Origin of the sequence: Kitasatospora sp. NBC_00315 (assembly GCF_041435095.1) — a bacterium.
Lineage (GTDB): Bacteria > Actinomycetota > Actinomycetes > Streptomycetales > Streptomycetaceae > Kitasatospora.
In genome coordinates, this window is the sequence record NZ_CP108025.1 from 6,928,369 (window position 1) to 6,943,298 (window position 14,930).

General features: G+C 74.1%; 12 protein-coding genes. 8 read left to right on the plus strand and 4 right to left on the minus strand.

What is annotated here, in order from left to right; translation table 11 throughout:
* Nucleotides 1-101: 101 nt before the first annotated feature.
* Together OG823_RS29105 and OG823_RS29110 are read right to left on the minus strand one after the other, a co-directional pair.
* Nucleotides 102-1,286, minus strand: coding sequence for a hypothetical protein (locus OG823_RS29105; protein ID WP_371483067.1), 1,185 nt, complete (start codon nucleotides 1,284-1,286; stop codon nucleotides 102-104).
* A complete protein-coding gene (locus tag OG823_RS29110; RefSeq protein WP_371483068.1) occupies nucleotides 1,283-2,755 on the minus strand; it encodes a hypothetical protein in 1,473 nt (490 codons plus the stop codon). Before OG823_RS29110 ends, OG823_RS29105 begins: the two co-directional genes overlap by 4 nt.
* Nucleotides 2,756-3,120: 365 nt before the next feature.
* Here OG823_RS29110 and OG823_RS29115 point away from each other — a divergent pair, with 365 nt between their 5' ends.
* Entirely contained in the window at nucleotides 3,121-4,584 is a 1,464-nt protein-coding gene (locus tag OG823_RS29115; RefSeq protein WP_371483069.1) for a GuaB1 family IMP dehydrogenase-related protein, read from the plus strand.
* Here the strand turns inward: OG823_RS29115 and OG823_RS29120 are convergent.
* On the minus strand, nucleotides 4,545-5,342 hold the full coding sequence (locus OG823_RS29120) for a DUF5995 family protein (RefSeq protein ID WP_371483070.1): 798 nt from the start codon (nucleotides 5,340-5,342) through the stop codon (nucleotides 4,545-4,547). The two genes, OG823_RS29115 and OG823_RS29120, sit on opposite strands and share 40 nt — an antisense overlap.
* 226 nt (nucleotides 5,343-5,568) lie before the next feature.
* Nucleotides 5,569-7,230 (minus strand): glycoside hydrolase family 13 protein, encoded by a 1,662-nt coding sequence (locus OG823_RS29125; protein ID WP_371483071.1) that lies wholly within the window; start codon nucleotides 7,228-7,230, stop codon nucleotides 5,569-5,571.
* 584 nt (nucleotides 7,231-7,814) lie between these two features.
* On the opposite strand from OG823_RS29125, the gene OG823_RS29130 reads away from it, so the two are divergent.
* The 7 genes from OG823_RS29130 (at nucleotide 7,815) to OG823_RS29160 (ending at nucleotide 14,929) form a co-directional block, all read left to right on the plus strand.
* Nucleotides 7,815-9,041, plus strand: a complete 1,227-nt coding sequence (locus tag OG823_RS29130) for a sedoheptulose 7-phosphate cyclase (RefSeq protein WP_371483072.1) — start codon at nucleotides 7,815-7,817, stop codon at nucleotides 9,039-9,041.
* Nucleotides 9,042-9,126: 85 nt separating this feature from the next.
* Nucleotides 9,127-9,534 carry a cupin domain-containing protein gene (locus OG823_RS29135; protein WP_371483073.1) on the plus strand — a complete coding sequence of 136 codons (408 nt, stop codon included), beginning with the start codon at nucleotides 9,127-9,129 and terminating at the stop codon, nucleotides 9,532-9,534.
* Nucleotides 9,531-10,832 (plus strand): aspartate aminotransferase family protein, encoded by a 1,302-nt coding sequence (locus OG823_RS29140; protein WP_371483074.1) that lies wholly within the window; start codon nucleotides 9,531-9,533, stop codon nucleotides 10,830-10,832. The genes OG823_RS29135 and OG823_RS29140 overlap by 4 nt, the downstream gene beginning before the upstream one ends.
* Nucleotides 10,829-11,845, plus strand: coding sequence for an ATP-binding cassette domain-containing protein (locus OG823_RS29145; RefSeq protein WP_371483075.1), 1,017 nt, complete (start codon nucleotides 10,829-10,831; stop codon nucleotides 11,843-11,845). The genes OG823_RS29140 and OG823_RS29145 overlap by 4 nt, the downstream gene beginning before the upstream one ends.
* Nucleotides 11,842-12,657 (plus strand): ABC transporter permease, encoded by an 816-nt coding sequence (locus tag OG823_RS29150; RefSeq protein ID WP_371483076.1) that lies wholly within the window; start codon nucleotides 11,842-11,844, stop codon nucleotides 12,655-12,657. The genes OG823_RS29145 and OG823_RS29150 overlap by 4 nt, the downstream gene beginning before the upstream one ends.
* On the plus strand, nucleotides 12,654-13,460 hold the full coding sequence (locus OG823_RS29155) for an ABC transporter permease (protein ID WP_371483077.1): 807 nt from the start codon (nucleotides 12,654-12,656) through the stop codon (nucleotides 13,458-13,460). The genes OG823_RS29150 and OG823_RS29155 overlap by 4 nt, the downstream gene beginning before the upstream one ends.
* 2 nt (nucleotides 13,461-13,462) lie before the next feature.
* Nucleotides 13,463-14,929 carry a phosphotransferase gene (locus OG823_RS29160; protein ID WP_371483078.1) on the plus strand — a complete coding sequence of 489 codons (1,467 nt, stop codon included), beginning with the start codon at nucleotides 13,463-13,465 and terminating at the stop codon, nucleotides 14,927-14,929.
* Nucleotide 14,930: the final 1 nt, after the last annotated feature.

The window sequence follows — 14,930 nt, forward strand, 5'->3', positions numbered from 1 at the left end:
TCACTGCTTCCTTGCTCGCTTTCCCCGCCCGGTTACCGGGCGGAGTCTACTGGGCCGGGCGACGGGGAGGCGAAACCCGCCGGGATGATCAGCTGCCCGGCTCAGCGTCCGGCGCCCCGGGTGCCCTGGCCCGCTCCGGCCTGCCTGCGGTACCGGTCCAGGACGTCCTGGCGCAGCAGGTACCCGAAGCCCGCCGCCTCCAGCCGCAGGCCGAGCTGGGCCTCGGTGATGCCGAGCGCCGTCGCGGTCGTCGCCGGGTGCCAGTCGTGGGCGGCGAGCCGGTCCAGCAGGTGGCCGCGCCGGGTCTGGTTCTCCGAGAGGCGGAAGGTCTTCAGGTAGGCGGTCCGGCCGTGCTCGTCGGTGATCGTCTCGCCGATGTGGTTCTCCTCCTTCAACCGGAAGGCGGGCAGGTGTCGTTCGAGCGTGAACCGGCCCAGCCGCCGGACCCGCGTCGAGCGGTGGCCCCCGGCGAGCAGCCCGGCGGCCATCGTGGAGTCGTGGAACCGCGCCCACTCCTCCTCCTGGCGCAGCGCCGCCGCCCGCAGGTCCGCGAGCGAGCGGATGCCGGCGCCGGGGATCCGGGCGCGGAAGTCGGGCAGCGGGAGCATCAGCGTCGCGTAGTGGTGCACCAGCTCGCCGTAGAGGTCCTGGACGAGGGTGGTGTGCAGCGTGCGGTAGTCGTCGGGGTGCGGGACGACGAAGGCCGAGGCGAGCGCGTCGGAGACGTACAGCAGCACACCGCACTGCCCGGGGTGGATCTCGAACAGCCGTAGCGCGTCCGCCAGTCCGCGGACCTGCGCCCCGCTGTACGCCTCCTCGGCGCGCGGCGAGAGCCCGCGCCGCACGGCTTGCTGCGACCACTCCTCCCAGACGACGGACGGGCCGCCGAAGTGCAGCGAGAGGTAGCCCTCCAGCGCCAGGTGCAGCGGCAGGAAGCGCAGCCTGGTGCGGCTCTCGCGCTTCGCGAGCCGGTGGTGGATCCGTAGCGGTACGAAGTCCGGGGCGCCCGGGCCGCCGTCCGACAGCTGGGTGCCGTACGCGGCCACCGGGCTGCCGTCGCCGCTCCAGTCGGCGACGAAGCCGTGCGGGAGGTAGGAGGTGTGGTACCCGGTGCGGGCGTCGGTGCGGACGAGGACGGGGCCGTCGCCGTAGGCACGCCGATGCAGGCGCAGGTCGGTGACCGGCTCCTCGCGCAGCAGCGGGACGAGCCGGACGGCGCCCCAGAGCTGGGCGGGCCCGGTCCGCAGGCCGGTGAGGTTCAGGCCGTCGAGCTCCAGGCCGGTCACGGGGTGCCCTCCAGGAGGGTCGGTACGGCGGCGGCGGGGCCGGGCCCGGCCAGGAAGGCACGGGTCCGCGCGTCCAGATAGGCCGTCAGCTCCGCCAGACCGGTGCGGCCCTCGGCGAAGCCGGCGAGCTCGACCAGGGTGGGGAGGTCCTCGGCGTCGCGCAGGCCCGCGGTCGGTATGGTCGGGGCGAGCCGACGGACGTCGAAGTCCTCCGGGTCGTACACCGGGTTGAGGTGGACGACCCGGGTGCGGCCCTGCGGGTCGAGGCGGGTGCGCCAGATCCGCAGCACCTCGGCGGCCAGGCCGGGCGGGGCGTTGTCCCAGCCGTCGGAGACGATCAGCAGCCGGTCGGGGGCGGTGTCGAGCGCGTCGAGGATCCGCAGGCCGAGCGGCGTCGGGCCGTACGGGTACGCGAGCAGGGCGTCGGTGCGCCCGGACGTCCACAGCGGGGTGTACTCGGCGGCGAGCGCCTCCAGCAGGTGGTGCGAGGCGAGGGCGGCGGTGAGCGGGCGGCGCCGCTTCTGCCCGGAGCCGGCGGTGGAGAAGCTGTCGTCCAGCACGGCGGCGACCCGCCCCCACGTGCCCAGGTGCGGCCCGGCCACGCGCCGGGCGGCGGTGCGCAGTGCGCCGGTCAGCTCGGCGCGCCGGCGCACCCGGGCGTCGACGGGCAGGCCGAGGACGTACCCGGCGAGCCGGGTCAGCGGCATCCGGGCGAGGTCGGTGCGGACGGCGTCGGCGCCGACCTCGCGTGCGGACTCCTGAAGGCGCAGTTGTTCCAGCCGGGTCATCCGGGGTGCGATCTTCCGCAGGAACGCGCCCCGGTCGACGCCGTGCCGGGCGGCGAAACCCTCGGCGACGCTGTAGGGCAGCTCGTAGAGGGCGCGCTGCTCGTAGTGCGCGCGGCGCCAGGCGTCCAGCAGCGGGGTCGCGAAGTGCGCCTGCCCTGCCGGGCGGAACAGGAAGGTGCCCAGCTCCTCGGTGGGCGGGGAGAGGTGCGCGTGCCGCAGCGCGGCCTTGAGCCCGGGGCGGTACTTGACGGCGTCGAGTGCCGGGTCCGGCCGGGCGGCGATCCAGTCGCGGACGATCGCCCGGGTGCGCCGGTTGTTGACCCTGGCCGTCCGCAGGGCGCGGATCAGCCGGTACACGCGCGGCGGCGGGAGCAGGGCGAGCCGGCGGGCGATCAGCCGGCCCTCGGAGCGGCGCTGGGCGGTGGTGGCGTCGCCCGCGCTCTCCAGCAGGCCCCGGATGATCAGGGCCGCGTTGTGGTCGTTGATGTCGAGCGCCAGCACGGCCGCGTACAGGTCGCGGTAGTTGCCGAGGATGTAGGCGTGCAGGAAGTCGAGGGAGAGTCGCTGCTCGGCGGCCGCCGAGTGGAACTCGCGCTGCCCGGTGGCGGTGATCGCCGCGTTGACGAAGAGCAGGACGTCGTCGGCGGCCACGAGGTCGCCGGGCGATTCGTCGGTGGGCATCGGTGGCCGTCCCCCTGGTCGCTGCGGAGGCCGGCCGGGGAATGGGGGCGCGAACTGCGAATCATTGCTTTACAGGCGCGTTCCGGAAGTCGCGCCGGAGTCCCGCGGCCGGCTCCGGCGACCCTAACAGAGCCGTCGGGACCGGCGGCGGGTGATTTTCGAAGGCTCGATTGGAGGTTCGTACAGGCTGGGCCGGTCGTCCCGCTCCCGGCTTGTGCGGACCTTCAGGGAATACGGGTGAACTGGCGTTCGCACGGGGTATCGGCAACTATTGACGGTTGGGTGCGGGGCGCCCGAGTGCGCTCGGCCGGCCGGCCCTAACCGCACCCGAGGTCTACCCTCCCAAAGCCAGAGAGCCCTATTCCATGCGCTTCTTGAACCCCCAGACCGGCAGCTACGACGACCGCAACTCGGTGCCGTACGACCTCACGTACGACGACGTCTTCATGGTCCCCAGCCGCTCCGCCGTGGGCTCCCGGCAGGGCGTCGACCTCTCCTCGAACGACGGCACCGGGACGACCATCCCGCTGGTCGTCGCCAACATGACCGCCATCGCCGGCCGCCGGATGGCCGAGACCGTGGCCCGCCGCGGCGGCCTGGTCGCCATCCCGCAGGACATCCCGACCGAGGTCATCTCCGACGTCATCGGCTGGGTCAAGCAGCGTCACCTGGTGCACGACACCGCCATCACCCTCGCGCCCGGCGCGACCGTCGCCGAGGCACTGTCGCTCATCCACAAGCGCGCGCACAACGCGCTGGTCGTGGTCGAGGACGGCAGGCCGGTCGGCGTCGTCACCGACTCCGACTGCCAGGGCGTGGACCGCTTCACCAGCGTGAGCGAGGTGATGTCCCGCGACCTGCTGCTCCTGGAGGAGGGCATCGACCCGCGCGCCGCGTTCGAGAAGCTCAACGAGGGCCACCGCAAGCTCGCCCCGGTGATCGACGCGGACGGCCGCCTGGTCGGCATCCTGACCCGCAAGAACGCGCTGCGCGCCACCCTCTACACCCCGGCGGTGGACGCCGCGGGCAAGCTGCGGATCGCCGCCACCGTCGGCATCAACGGCGACGTGGCGGGCAAGGCCAAGGCGCTCGTCGAGGCCGGCGCCGACGTGCTGGTGGTCGACACCGCGCACGGCCACCAGGAGTCGATGATCAGCGCGCTGCGCGCCGTGCGCGGCCTGGACCCGCGGATCCCGATCGTGGCCGGCAACGTGGTCTCCGCCGCCGGCGTCCGTGACCTGGTCGAGGCCGGCGCCGACATCCTCAAGGTCGGGGTCGGCCCGGGCGCGATGTGCACCACCCGGATGATGACCGGCGTCGGGCGCCCGCAGTTCTCCGCCGTCCTGGAGTGCGCCGCCGAGGCCCGCCGCCTGGGCAAGCACGTCTGGGCCGACGGCGGCGTCCGGCACCCGCGCGACGTCGCGATGGCGCTGGCCGCCGGCGCGTCCAACGTGATGATCGGCTCCTGGTTCGCCGGTACCTACGAGTCGCCCGGCGACCTGCAGACCACCGCCGACGGCCGCCAGTACAAGGAGAGCTTCGGGATGGCCTCCGCGCGCGCCGTGCGCAACCGCACCTCCGAGGAGTCGGCCTACGACCGCGCCCGCAAGGCGCTGTTCGAGGAGGGCATCTCCACCTCGCGGATGTTCCTGGACCCGGCCCGTCCGGGCGTCGAGGACCTGATCGACTCGATCGTCGCGGGCGTGCGCAGCTCCTGCACCTACGCGGGCGCCAACAGCCTGGAGGAGTTCCGCGAGAAGGCCGTCGTCGGCATCCAGAGCGCGGCCGGCTACGCCGAGGGCAAGCCGCTGCACTCCAGCTGGGCCTGACCTCCCGCAGCGCCCCGGGCCGGCCCGCTCCCCGCGACGGGGGGCACGCCGGCCCGCATGCGTGGGCCCAGCGGTGTCAGCAGGGCGCGGCCGACCAGTCCGACCGAGCCGTCGAGTGCCGTGGCCGCCGCCGCGTACGCGAGTGGCACCGTCCGCAGCCGCCAGAGCGCGAGGACGCTCGCCCAGGCGGCCTCCCGTGCCCGGTCCACCGACCAGACCCCGCAGAGGTGCAGCAGGGGGTCGGCCGCGTCGAGCGGCTCCGGGACGGGCAGCAGCGCCGTCCGGACCTGCGCCTCCACGTCGGCCAGCAGCCCGTTGACCCGCCGGTAGTCGGCCGCGATGTCCAGCGGCTCCCGGCCGAGCGTCCGGCAGGTGTCCACCACCGCCAGCGGCAGGTCGTGCTCGATGTGGGCGTTCATCCCGGCGAGGGCGAACTGCAGCGGATGGATGCCGGGGTGCCCGCGCAGCTCGAACAGCGGGCGCCAGCAGGCGGGCGGCCGGCTCCCGGCCGCCACCGCGTCGACGGCCGCCAGGTAGCGGCCGGCGAACACCCCGTCCAGGATGGCGACGGCCGCCGGGTCGTCGAACCAGGTCGCCGCCAGGCGGTCGCGGACCAGCTCGGTGACGGTGAGGTACATCCCGTTGAAGACGCCGACCCCGTCGCCCGGCGCCAGCGCCGCTCCGAGCTCCTTCATCCGGCCGACGACCTGGTCGACCGTCAGCGCGGTGGTCCCCGGCCCGGCCGTCAGCTCGGTCATCGTCTCGCCCCGTCCGCTCGGTCGCCTGCGGTCCACCCGCTCCCGTCCACGATGACAAGCTCCGGCGGTGTCGGCCAGCCTCCGACCGGGCGAATCGTTTCCTCGGCGCGCAGGCTCCGCTCGGGGCACGCCCGGCCGACCGCCTGCCCGACCGCCTGCCCCACCGCCTGCCCGGCCGCCGCGCGCCCGGCCGCCCGCGCGACGGCGGCCGGCCGGTGAGGTGCGGTCAGTGCGTTTGCCACCAGGCGGTGCTGTCGGCGGGAAGCAGGACGTCCGAGCCCGTTCGGCCGGCCTGGGGCTCGGCGGAGGACAGCAGGAGCTCCCCGATCCGCTCTCCCGGGATCCGGACGGGTTCGCCGGTGGTGTTGACGGTGCAGACCAGCGCGCTCCCGTCGGCCTCGCGACGGAACGCGAGCACGCCCGGCGCGAGGTCCAGCCACTCCACCGAGCGGCCCGCGCCGAGGGCCGGGTGGTCGCGCCGCACGCGCAGCGCGCTGCGGTAGAGCTCCAGCACGGAGCGGGGATCACCGGTCTGGGCCTCGACGCTGAGCGCGGCCCACTGCTCGGGCTGCGGCAGCCAGGCGGGCCCGCCGGGGACCGGCCCGAAGCCGTACGGGGCCTCGGCGCCGGACCAGGGGAGTGGCACCCGGCAGCCGTCCCGCAGGCCGTGGCCGCCGTCGGCGCGCAGGAAGGACGGGTCCTGGCGGACCTCGTCGGGCAGGTCGGTGACCTCGGGGAGCCCGAGCTCCTCGCCCTGGTAGAGGTAGGCGGAGCCGGGCAGGGCGAGCATCAGCAGCGCCGCCGCCCGGGCCCGGCGCAGGCCGCGGGCGGCGTCGCCGTCGGCGTACCGGCTGGCGTGCCGCACGACGTCGTGGTTGGAGAGGGTCCAGGTGGTGGGCGCGTCGACGGCGCGCATGCTCTCCAGCGAGAGGGTGACCAGCTCGCGAAGCTGTACGGCGTCCCAGGCGGCGTTCAGGAACTTGAAGTTGAAGGCCTGGTGGAGCTCGCCGGGCCGGACGTAGCGGGCCGTACGGTCCAGCGTGCTGGTCCACGCCTCCGCCACCGCGATCCGGTTCCCCGGGTACTCCTCCAGTACGGCCCGCCAGGAGCGGTAGATCTCGTGGACGCCGTCCTGGTCGAAGTACGGCACCAGTTGCTCCCCGAGCAGGCCGAGGCGCTCGCTGCGCCCGAGGTCGGGCAGGCCGGGGGCTTTGACCAGGCCGTGCGCGACGTCGACCCGGAAGCCGTCCACGCCCATGTCCAGCCAGAACCGCAGCACGGAGCGGAACTCGTCCTGGACGGCGACGCAGTCCCAGTTCAGGTCGGGCTGCTGGGGGGCGAACAGGTGCAGGTACCACTCGCCCGGTGCGCCGTCGGGGTCGGTCGTCCTGGTCCAGGCCGGGCCGCCGAACAGCGAGACCCAGTCGTTCGGCGGCTGCTCGCCTCCGCGCCCGCGCCCGGGCCTGAAGTGGAACCGGGCGCGCTGCGGTGAGCCGGCGCCCTCGCGCAGGGCCTGCTGGAACCAGGGGTGCTGGTCCGAGCAGTGGTTGGGCACCAGGTCGACGACGACCCGCAGGCCGAGTGCGTGGGCGTCGGTGATCAGCGAGTCGGCGTCCCCGACCGTGCCGTACATCGGATCGACGGCGCGGTAGTCGGCCACGTCGTAGCCGCCGTCGGCCTGCGGCGAGGTGTAGAACGGCGAGATCCACAGGGCGTCGACGCCCAGCTCCCGCAGGTAACCCAGGCGGCTGCGGATGCCGGCGAGATCGCCGCAGCCGTCGCCGTCGCTGTCCGCGAAACTGCGGGGGTAGACCTGGTAGATGACGGCGTCCTGCCACCAGCCCGGCTGTGTGCGGGCCCGGGCCGGGGCTGCGGTGGGTGCGGTCATGAGTGGCTCTCCTCGGCTGGCGCTGGCTGGGTGGACGGTGGATCGGGCACCGGAGGCACGAGCCCCGGTGGGTCTGGTCTCCCGGCGCCGGTCGCCCCGGCCGGGCGCGGTGCGCGGAGCCACAGGGCCTCCGGCGCGGGGGAGTCGAGGGTGAGCGGTGACCGGGACGGCGGGTACGACGGTCCGCCCCCGCTCCCGACGGGCGGCCGCACGCCGCCCGGCACCCTCCGACGGGGCACCGCTCGCGCCCGGACCGGCGCGGCCCGGCCCGGCCCCGCACCCGGTCGGGCGCTCGGCAGGGCGGACGCGCCGGCGGCAGGTCCGGTGAGGAGCCCCGGTGGTCGGTGCCCCTGCTGCCGTGCCCCGCCGGAGCGCCCGGCGGCGGGGCGGGCCCGCGGCGTCCTCGTCCGGGGCGCACGGGTCGGTCATGGACCTGATGGTTCCACCGGCCCCCGATGCCTGCAAGTACTTGCTGAAAGTTTCTGAAGATCCTTGCTATTCGGGTCGCTCACCTGTTTGACTCTGCACTCGTTACCGCAGTTGACGGTCAGTCCGGCGAGTGACCGGCCGATCCGAGGAGTGTCATGGCGGCGCAGACAGCAGTGGCCGAGCCCGGGGTGAGTGGCGACGACGGTGGCTTCACGCTCCGTTCGCCGGAGGGGACTTCGTATCGGGTCGACATCGTGAGCGGGGTGTTCGCACCGGGCAGCGCGCTGCTCGCCGAGCACTGCGAGGGCCGCCGGGTGGTCGCCTTCCTCGGCCCGACCGTCGAGCGGCTCTACGGGGACCGGCTACGCCGGTACCTGGCGGCCCACCTGGCCCCGGGCAGCTGGAGCGTGGTGGTGATCGGCGGTGGCGAGGAGCAGAAGACCATGGCGTCGGTCGAGGAGATCTGCGCCCGGGCGAAGGCGGCCGGTCTGGACCGGCGGGGTGTGATGCTCGCCGTCGGCGGCGGCGTCACCTGTGACCTGGTGGGCTTCGCGGCGGCGATCTACTGCCGCGGCGTGCGCTACATCAAGGTGAACACCACCCTGGTGGGCCAGGTGGACGTCGGCGTCGGCGTCAAGACCGGCGTCAACGCGCTCGGCACCAAGAACATGCTCGGCTCGTACCACCCGGCGCACGCCTCGATCAACGACCCGGCGTTCCTCGACACCCTGCCGGAGCGTCAGATCAAGTGCGGCCTCGGTGAGATAGCCAAGATGGCGATCATCAGGGACGCCCGGCTCTTCCGCGTGCTGGAGGAGTGCCCCGAGGTCTTCCGGCAGTCCTACCCGGTGCCCGCCTGGCTGGCCGCCGCCGACGCCGGCCGGCGCGGCGTGGAGGACTACGTGCTGCGCACCTCCATGGCACTGATGCTGGAGGAGCTCTGCCCGAACCTCCGCGAGCACGACCTGGCCCGGCTGGTCGACTTCGGGCACACCTTCGGCCCGGTGATCGAGACGGCCGGCGACTACCGGGTCGCGCACGGCGAATCGGTGGCGATCGACATGGCCGTCTCGGCCCAACTGGCGCGCGTGCTCGGCCTGATCGGCGCCGACGACTGCGAGCGGATCGTCCGGCTGATCGCCGGCCTCGGCCTCCCGGTGTACGACCCGGAGACCTGTACGCCCGAGCTGATGGGGCAGGCGCTGCGGGCCTCCTGGGAGCGGCGCGGCCGACGCCTGCACCTGGTGGTGCCGGACGGGATCGGCTCGGCGGTCTTCGTCGACGACCTGGAGGACGTTCCCGCCGCCGCGCTGGAGGAGGCACTGGACGCCCTCGCCGTCCGCCCCGGCGGCCTGCCGGGCCCCCTCGCCGTCGCCCGCTGACCGTCGCCCGCCGACCGTCGATCTCGCGGCCGCCGGCCCCCGCGCCGACGCCCTCCCCAGCCCACGTGACAGGAGCCGTACCGAGATGAGCCCCGTCGAACCGCCACCGGCCCGCGGCGTGACCCGCAGCAGGGTCTCCAACCTGCACGAAGGGCTGCTCCGCGCGGTGAGTTCCGACCACGGGGGTGTCGGCACGATCCTGGCCCACCGGGCGTTCGACCGCGCCGACGAGCCGGCCGGCATCGCCTTCATCGACCTGGTCGTGCTGCCCGCGCACACCTCCATCGGCCTGCACCGCCACGCGGACGACCGGGAGACCTACGTGATCCTCACCGGGCGGGGTCGGATGACCCTGGACGGCGAGGAGTTCGCGGTGCGCGCGGGGGACGTGATCCCCAACCGCCCGCACGGCGAGCACGGGCTCGCCAACGACTCGGACGACGAACTCCGGCTGCTGGTCTTCGAGATCGGCCCGCTGGACGGCATCCGATGACCGGCCCCCGCCAGCTCGACCTGCTGGCGCGGGAGAGTGCCCGACTGGCCCCGGGCGCGTCGGAGGAGTCCGCCCTGGGCCGCCGGGTCTTCGTGGAGGGCGCCGGCGCGGTGCTCACCGACCTCGACGGCAACCAGTACATCGACCTCGCGGCCGGCACCCTCACCCAGTCGCTCGGCCACTGCCACCCCGAGGTCGTCGCGGCCCTGACCGAGCAGGCCGCCCGGCTGTGGAACGTCCACGACTTCGCCACCGCCGACCGCGCCGAGCTGTGTGAACTGCTCGCCCGGCTGCTGCCGGAACAGCTCGACACCTACGGCTTCTTCTCCACCGGAGCCGAGGTCGTCGAGGCCGCGCTGCGGGCCGTCCAGGCCGTCGCCGAACCCGGCCGCAACCGGATCGGCGCGCTGCGGGGCGGCTTCCACGGCAAGACCCAGGGGGCCAGGATGCTGGTGCACTGGGACATCGGCAACCAGGCCCACGCCGGCAACAGCATCCTCGGCTACTCGCCCTACTGCTACCGCTGCCCGCTCGAACTGGAGTACCCGTCCTGCGGGGTGCGCTGCGCCTCGCTGGTGCGGCGGCACATCACCGAGAAGCCGAACGTCTCCGCGCTGGTCTTCGAGCCGGTGCTCGGAGCGGCCGGGGTCATCGTGCCGCCGCCCGGCTACTGGGAGCAGATCTCCGACAGCGCCCGGGAGAACGGCGTCCTGCTGGTCGCCGACGAGGTGCTGACCGGCGGCGGGCGGACCGGGAGCTTCCTCGCCTCCGAGCGGTTCGGCATCGAGCCCGACCTGGTGACCCTCTCCAAGGGCATGGCCTCCGGGTTCCCGTTCGCCGCGCTGGCCGGCCGCTCCTCGGTGCTGCGCCACCCGCGCGCGGCGCAGGCCGGCTCCACCGCGTCCACCTACGCCAACAACCCGCTGGGGATCGCCGCCGCCCGGGCCACCCTGGAGGTGGTCGCCCGCGACACCCTGATCTCGCAGGTCCGCACCCTGGGCGAGCTGCTGGACGACCGGCTGGCCGAACTGAAGTCCCGCTACGAGGTGCTGGGCGACGTCCGGGGCGTCGGCCTGCTGCACGGACTGGAGTTCGTGCGCAGCCGGGAGACCCGGGAGCCCGCGCCCGAGATCGCCCGCGCGGTCTACCTCGCGGCGCTCGACCTCGGCCTGCGCACCTCGATCGGCGGCCACATCATCCGGCTCGCACCGCCGTTCACCATCGACCGGGCCCTCCTGGAGGAGGGCGTCACGCTGCTCGACCGCGCCCTGGAGCGCGTCACGGAGGGCGCCCGGTGATCGTCGCGGAGAACCTGGTCAAGGAGTTCAAGGTCTACGAGCGCAAGCCGGGCCTGCTCGGCAGCCTCGGCACGCTGTTCAGCCGCGAGCACCGCCTGGTGCGGGCCGTCTCCGGTGTCTCCTTCGAGATCCCGGCCGGCACCAAGGCCGCGTACATCGGCGCCAACGGCGCCGGCAAGTCCACCACCGTCAAGATGCTGACCGGCATCATGAGCCCCACCTCCGGCCGCTGCCTGGTGGCCGGCCTGGAGCCGTACCGGGAGCGGCGGCGCAACGCCGCCAACATCGGTGTGGTGTTCGGCCAGCGCAGCCAGCTCTGGTGGGACCTCCCGGTGCCGGACTCCTTCCGCATCCTGCGCCGGATCCACGAGATCCCGGACGCCGTGTACCGGCGCAACATGGCGCTCTACCGCGACCTGCTCGACCTCGACGCACTCGGTACCACCCCGGTACGGCAGTTGAGCCTCGGCCAGCGGATGCGCGCGGAGGTGGCCGCGAGCCTGCTGCACGACCCGGCGGCGGTGTTCCTGGACGAGCCGACCGTCGGTCTGGACCTGGTGCTGAAGGAGGCCGTCCGCGCGCTGGTCAACCACGTCAACGCGGAGCTCGGCACCACCGTCATGCTCACCAGCCACGACATCGGCGACATCACCGCGATCTGCGACCAGGTCCTGGTGGTCAACCGCGGCGAGGTCGTGCACCAGGGCACCATGCACGAGCTGCTCCGTACCGCCGACACCCGGGCCGTCGTCTTCGAGCACCACGGCGGGCCCGCCGCGGCCCTCGCGGTCGCGCTGATCGAGCGCCGGCTGCCCGGGGTGTCGGCCCGGCCGGTGGAGGGCGGGCGGATCAGGGTCGAGTACCCGGCCCGCCGGTGGTCCGCCCGGCAGGTGATGGGCTTCCTGCTGGAGAACTTCGAACTCACCGACTGCGTCGCCCCGGAGCCCGACCTGGAGTCCGTGCTGCGCCGGATCTACACCGGCGGCCCCGCGCCGCAGGAGGTGCTGGTGTGACGGCCGCCGCCGCCCTGCGCCGGTACACGCCGTTCGCCGTCGGGAGCCTCCAGGGCCTGCTCCAGTACCGCTCGACCTTCCTGATCAACGCGGTCACCGCGACCACCGCGGTCGGCCTCCAGGTCTTCCTGTGGCGCGCGGTCTACGCGGGCCACCGCGGCGCCCTCCCCGGCGGCTACGACCTGCCGCAACTCACCACCTACGTCCTGCTCGCCCAGATGCTGGCGCTGCTGCAGACCAGCCGGGTGGACGAGGAGGTGGCCGGGGAGGTCCAGCGCGGCGACATCGCCGTCTCGCTGCTGCGCCCCGTCAGCTATCCGCTCTCCCGCTTCGCCGCCGGCCTGCCGGTCTCGCTGGCCAACGCCGGCATGGTCGCCGTCCCGGTGGTCCTGCTCTACGCGCTGCTGCTCCCGCTCAGCACGCCCACCTGGGCGGGCGTGGCGCTGTTCGCGCTCTCCACGGTGTTCTCCCTGGTGATCGGCTTCGGGGTGAACCTCCTGGTCGGGCTGGCGGGCTTCCTCACCACCAACATCTGGGGCATCCGGATCGTCAAGGACAGCACCGTCGCGTTCTTCGCCGGCCAGGTCGTCCCGCTCGCGCTGATGCCCGGGCCGCTGGCGGCCGTCGCGCACGCCCTGCCGTTCCAGGGGCTGGTCGACGGGCCGTTGCGGCTGCTGCTCGGCCACTACCAGGGGCCCGCCGAGGCGCTGCGGATCCTGGCCGGCCAGGCCGCCTGGGCCGGCGCCCTGACCGGGCTGGCCGCGCTCGCCTGGCGCGGCGCCGTCCGCCGGGTGGAGGTGCTCGGCGGATGAGCCTGCTCGCCACCACGGCCCGCTACACCCGGCTCACCTGGCACCTGAGCGCCGTCAGCCTGCACCGGCTGACCGAGTACCGGATGGACTTCGTGCTCGGCGCGGGCGGCCTGCTGCTGCGGGTGACCTGCCAGCTCGCGGTGATCGGCATGGTCTTCCAGCAGGTCCCGGTGATCGCCGGCTGGACCTACGAACAGGTGCTCTTCCTGCTCGGCTTCTCGCTGCTGCCACGCGGTCTGGACCGCCTGTTCACCGACCAACTGTGGATCCTGGCCCGGAAGCTGGTGCAGACCGGCGAGTTCTACCGCTATCTGATCAGGCCGGTCCATCCGCTGTTCGCGCTGCTCTCCGAGCGCTTCCTCTACCCGGACGGCTTCGGCGAGCTGGTCACCGGCATCGCCATCACCTGGTACGCCGCCGACCGCCTGGACCTGCACCTCACCGCCGGGCAACTCCTGCTCGCCCCGGCGCTGGTGATCTGCGGCGCGCTGATCCTCGCCTCGATCAAGACCGCCTTCGCCGCGCTCTCGTTCTGGACCGTCACCAGCTTCCCGGCCCTCTACGCCGCCAACCAGCTCGGCGACTTCTCCGGCTACCCCCTCGACCTCTACCACCCGTCCCTGCGGTGGCTGCTCACCTGGCTGCTGCCCTACGCCTTCACCGCGTACGTCCCCGCCTGCTACCTGCTGTTCGGGCGGACCGAGCTGCTGCCCTGGCTGCCGGTGGTGACCGCGGCCCTCGCGGCCCTCGCCCTGCTGCTCTGGCACCGGGGCGTCGACCGCTACGAGATGACCGGGAGCTGACCATGGACACCCTGCTGCTCGGCAGCCCTCCGCCGGCCACGGTGGAACTCCTCCGCCAGGCGCCCTGGATGGACGAGACCGGCCGGCGGGCGAAGGACTTCGCCCTCCTCGACCAGGCCACCCTGGGCACCGTCCGCCTGCTGATCGTCGCGCCCGCCGGCGAGAGCACCGGCCGCTGGTTCGTCCCCGTGATGGACGACGACCCCGGCCGGGCCGCCGACCGCACCGCCGAGTACGACCGGCTGGTCGTGCGGGCGCTGCGCGAGGGGCTGCGCCTGCCCACCGTGCGCGGCAACCTGGTCGAGTTCCGCGGCGAGCCCGCGGAGTACCGCGGACAGCTGCCGTTCGACCCCGGCTGGTCCTCCAACGCGCTCTCGCTGCTCGACCTCGGCGGGGCCGCGCACGCCCACAAGGCCTACCGGCGGATCGGCGTCGGCACCCGTGAGCCGCACCTCCTGCGGCTGATGGCGGCCGGCGGCCGCACCCAGCAGCCGGCCGGCGACTACGCGTACGTGGACACCGCCACCGGGCACCGCGAGCCGCTCGGCGTGCTCTACCGCTACGCCGAGGGAGAGGGCCTCGACGCCCCGTTGCGGGCCAGCATCCGCTCACTTTGGCCGCTGCTGCGGGACGGGGCCGATCCGCGGGCCGCGGTCGCGCAGGCCCAGCGCGCCCTGGCCGCGCCGCTGCGCGAGGCCGGCGACTTCCTGCGCGGCTTCCACCGGGAGCTGGCCGAACACCTCGGCCCGCACCCCGAGTTCCCGGCCGGCGCCGTCCTCACCGACACGGCCGGGCGGACGGCGGCGCTGCGCCCGCTGATCCTCGCCGACCGCCGCTTCCCGGCCGCCGTGCGGCAGGCCGCCGTCACCGGCCTCGACCGCGAACTGGCACAGATCGCCGCGCTGCCCGCGCAGCCCTGGCCGGCCGGGCCGTGCCACGGTGACCTGCACCTCTCCCACCTGCTGCGGCGCGAGCGCCCCGACGGGAGCTGGCAGCTGTGCGTCATCGACCTCTCCACCCCGCTCCTGGATCCGGCCGACCCGGCCGGCGCGCAGTCGCCCTGGCAGGACCTGGCGGCCCTGCAACGCGGCCTGGAGTGCTTCACCGCCGACGAGTTCGCCGACCACGCCGCGCGCTCCCTCGGGATGGACCCGGAGGACACCTGCCGCACGGCCCTGCTGCTCGCCGCCGGATCGTCCCCCGACACCCCCGGCTGGAGCGCCGGGCACCTCGCCGAGCTGGCCCGACTGCGGAGCGCCGCCCGGCTCTGGGCGGCCAGGATCGGCGAGCTGCTGATCACCGAGGGCCAGCCCCTGGCGGGCCACCCCGCGTGGCGACTGATGCGGCTGCGCCGGCTGCTCCACGAACTCGACTACGCGTACGCCCACGACCGCGCCTATCACGCGGCCATCAACCTGCGGCACGCCGTGGAGGCCTCCGGCCTGCCGGCCACCACGGCGAAGGACTGAC

Coding starts and splice junctions, on each gene's coding strand:
- OG823_RS29110 (WP_371483068.1), bottom strand. CDS start 2,755: ATGCCCACCGACGAATCGCCCGGCGACCTCGTGGCCGCCGACGACGTC.
- OG823_RS29115 (WP_371483069.1), top strand. CDS start 3,121: ATGCGCTTCTTGAACCCCCAGACCGGCAGCTACGACGACCGCAACTCG.
- OG823_RS29120 (WP_371483070.1), bottom strand. CDS start 5,342: ATGACCGAGCTGACGGCCGGGCCGGGGACCACCGCGCTGACGGTCGAC.
- OG823_RS29125 (WP_371483071.1), bottom strand. CDS start 7,230: ATGACCGCACCCACCGCAGCCCCGGCCCGGGCCCGCACACAGCCGGGC.
- OG823_RS29130 (WP_371483072.1), top strand. CDS start 7,815: ATGGCGGCGCAGACAGCAGTGGCCGAGCCCGGGGTGAGTGGCGACGAC.
- OG823_RS29135 (WP_371483073.1), top strand. CDS start 9,127: ATGAGCCCCGTCGAACCGCCACCGGCCCGCGGCGTGACCCGCAGCAGG.
- OG823_RS29140 (WP_371483074.1), top strand. CDS start 9,531: ATGACCGGCCCCCGCCAGCTCGACCTGCTGGCGCGGGAGAGTGCCCGA.
- OG823_RS29155 (WP_371483077.1), top strand. CDS start 12,654: ATGAGCCTGCTCGCCACCACGGCCCGCTACACCCGGCTCACCTGGCAC.
- OG823_RS29160 (WP_371483078.1), top strand. CDS start 13,463: ATGGACACCCTGCTGCTCGGCAGCCCTCCGCCGGCCACGGTGGAACTC.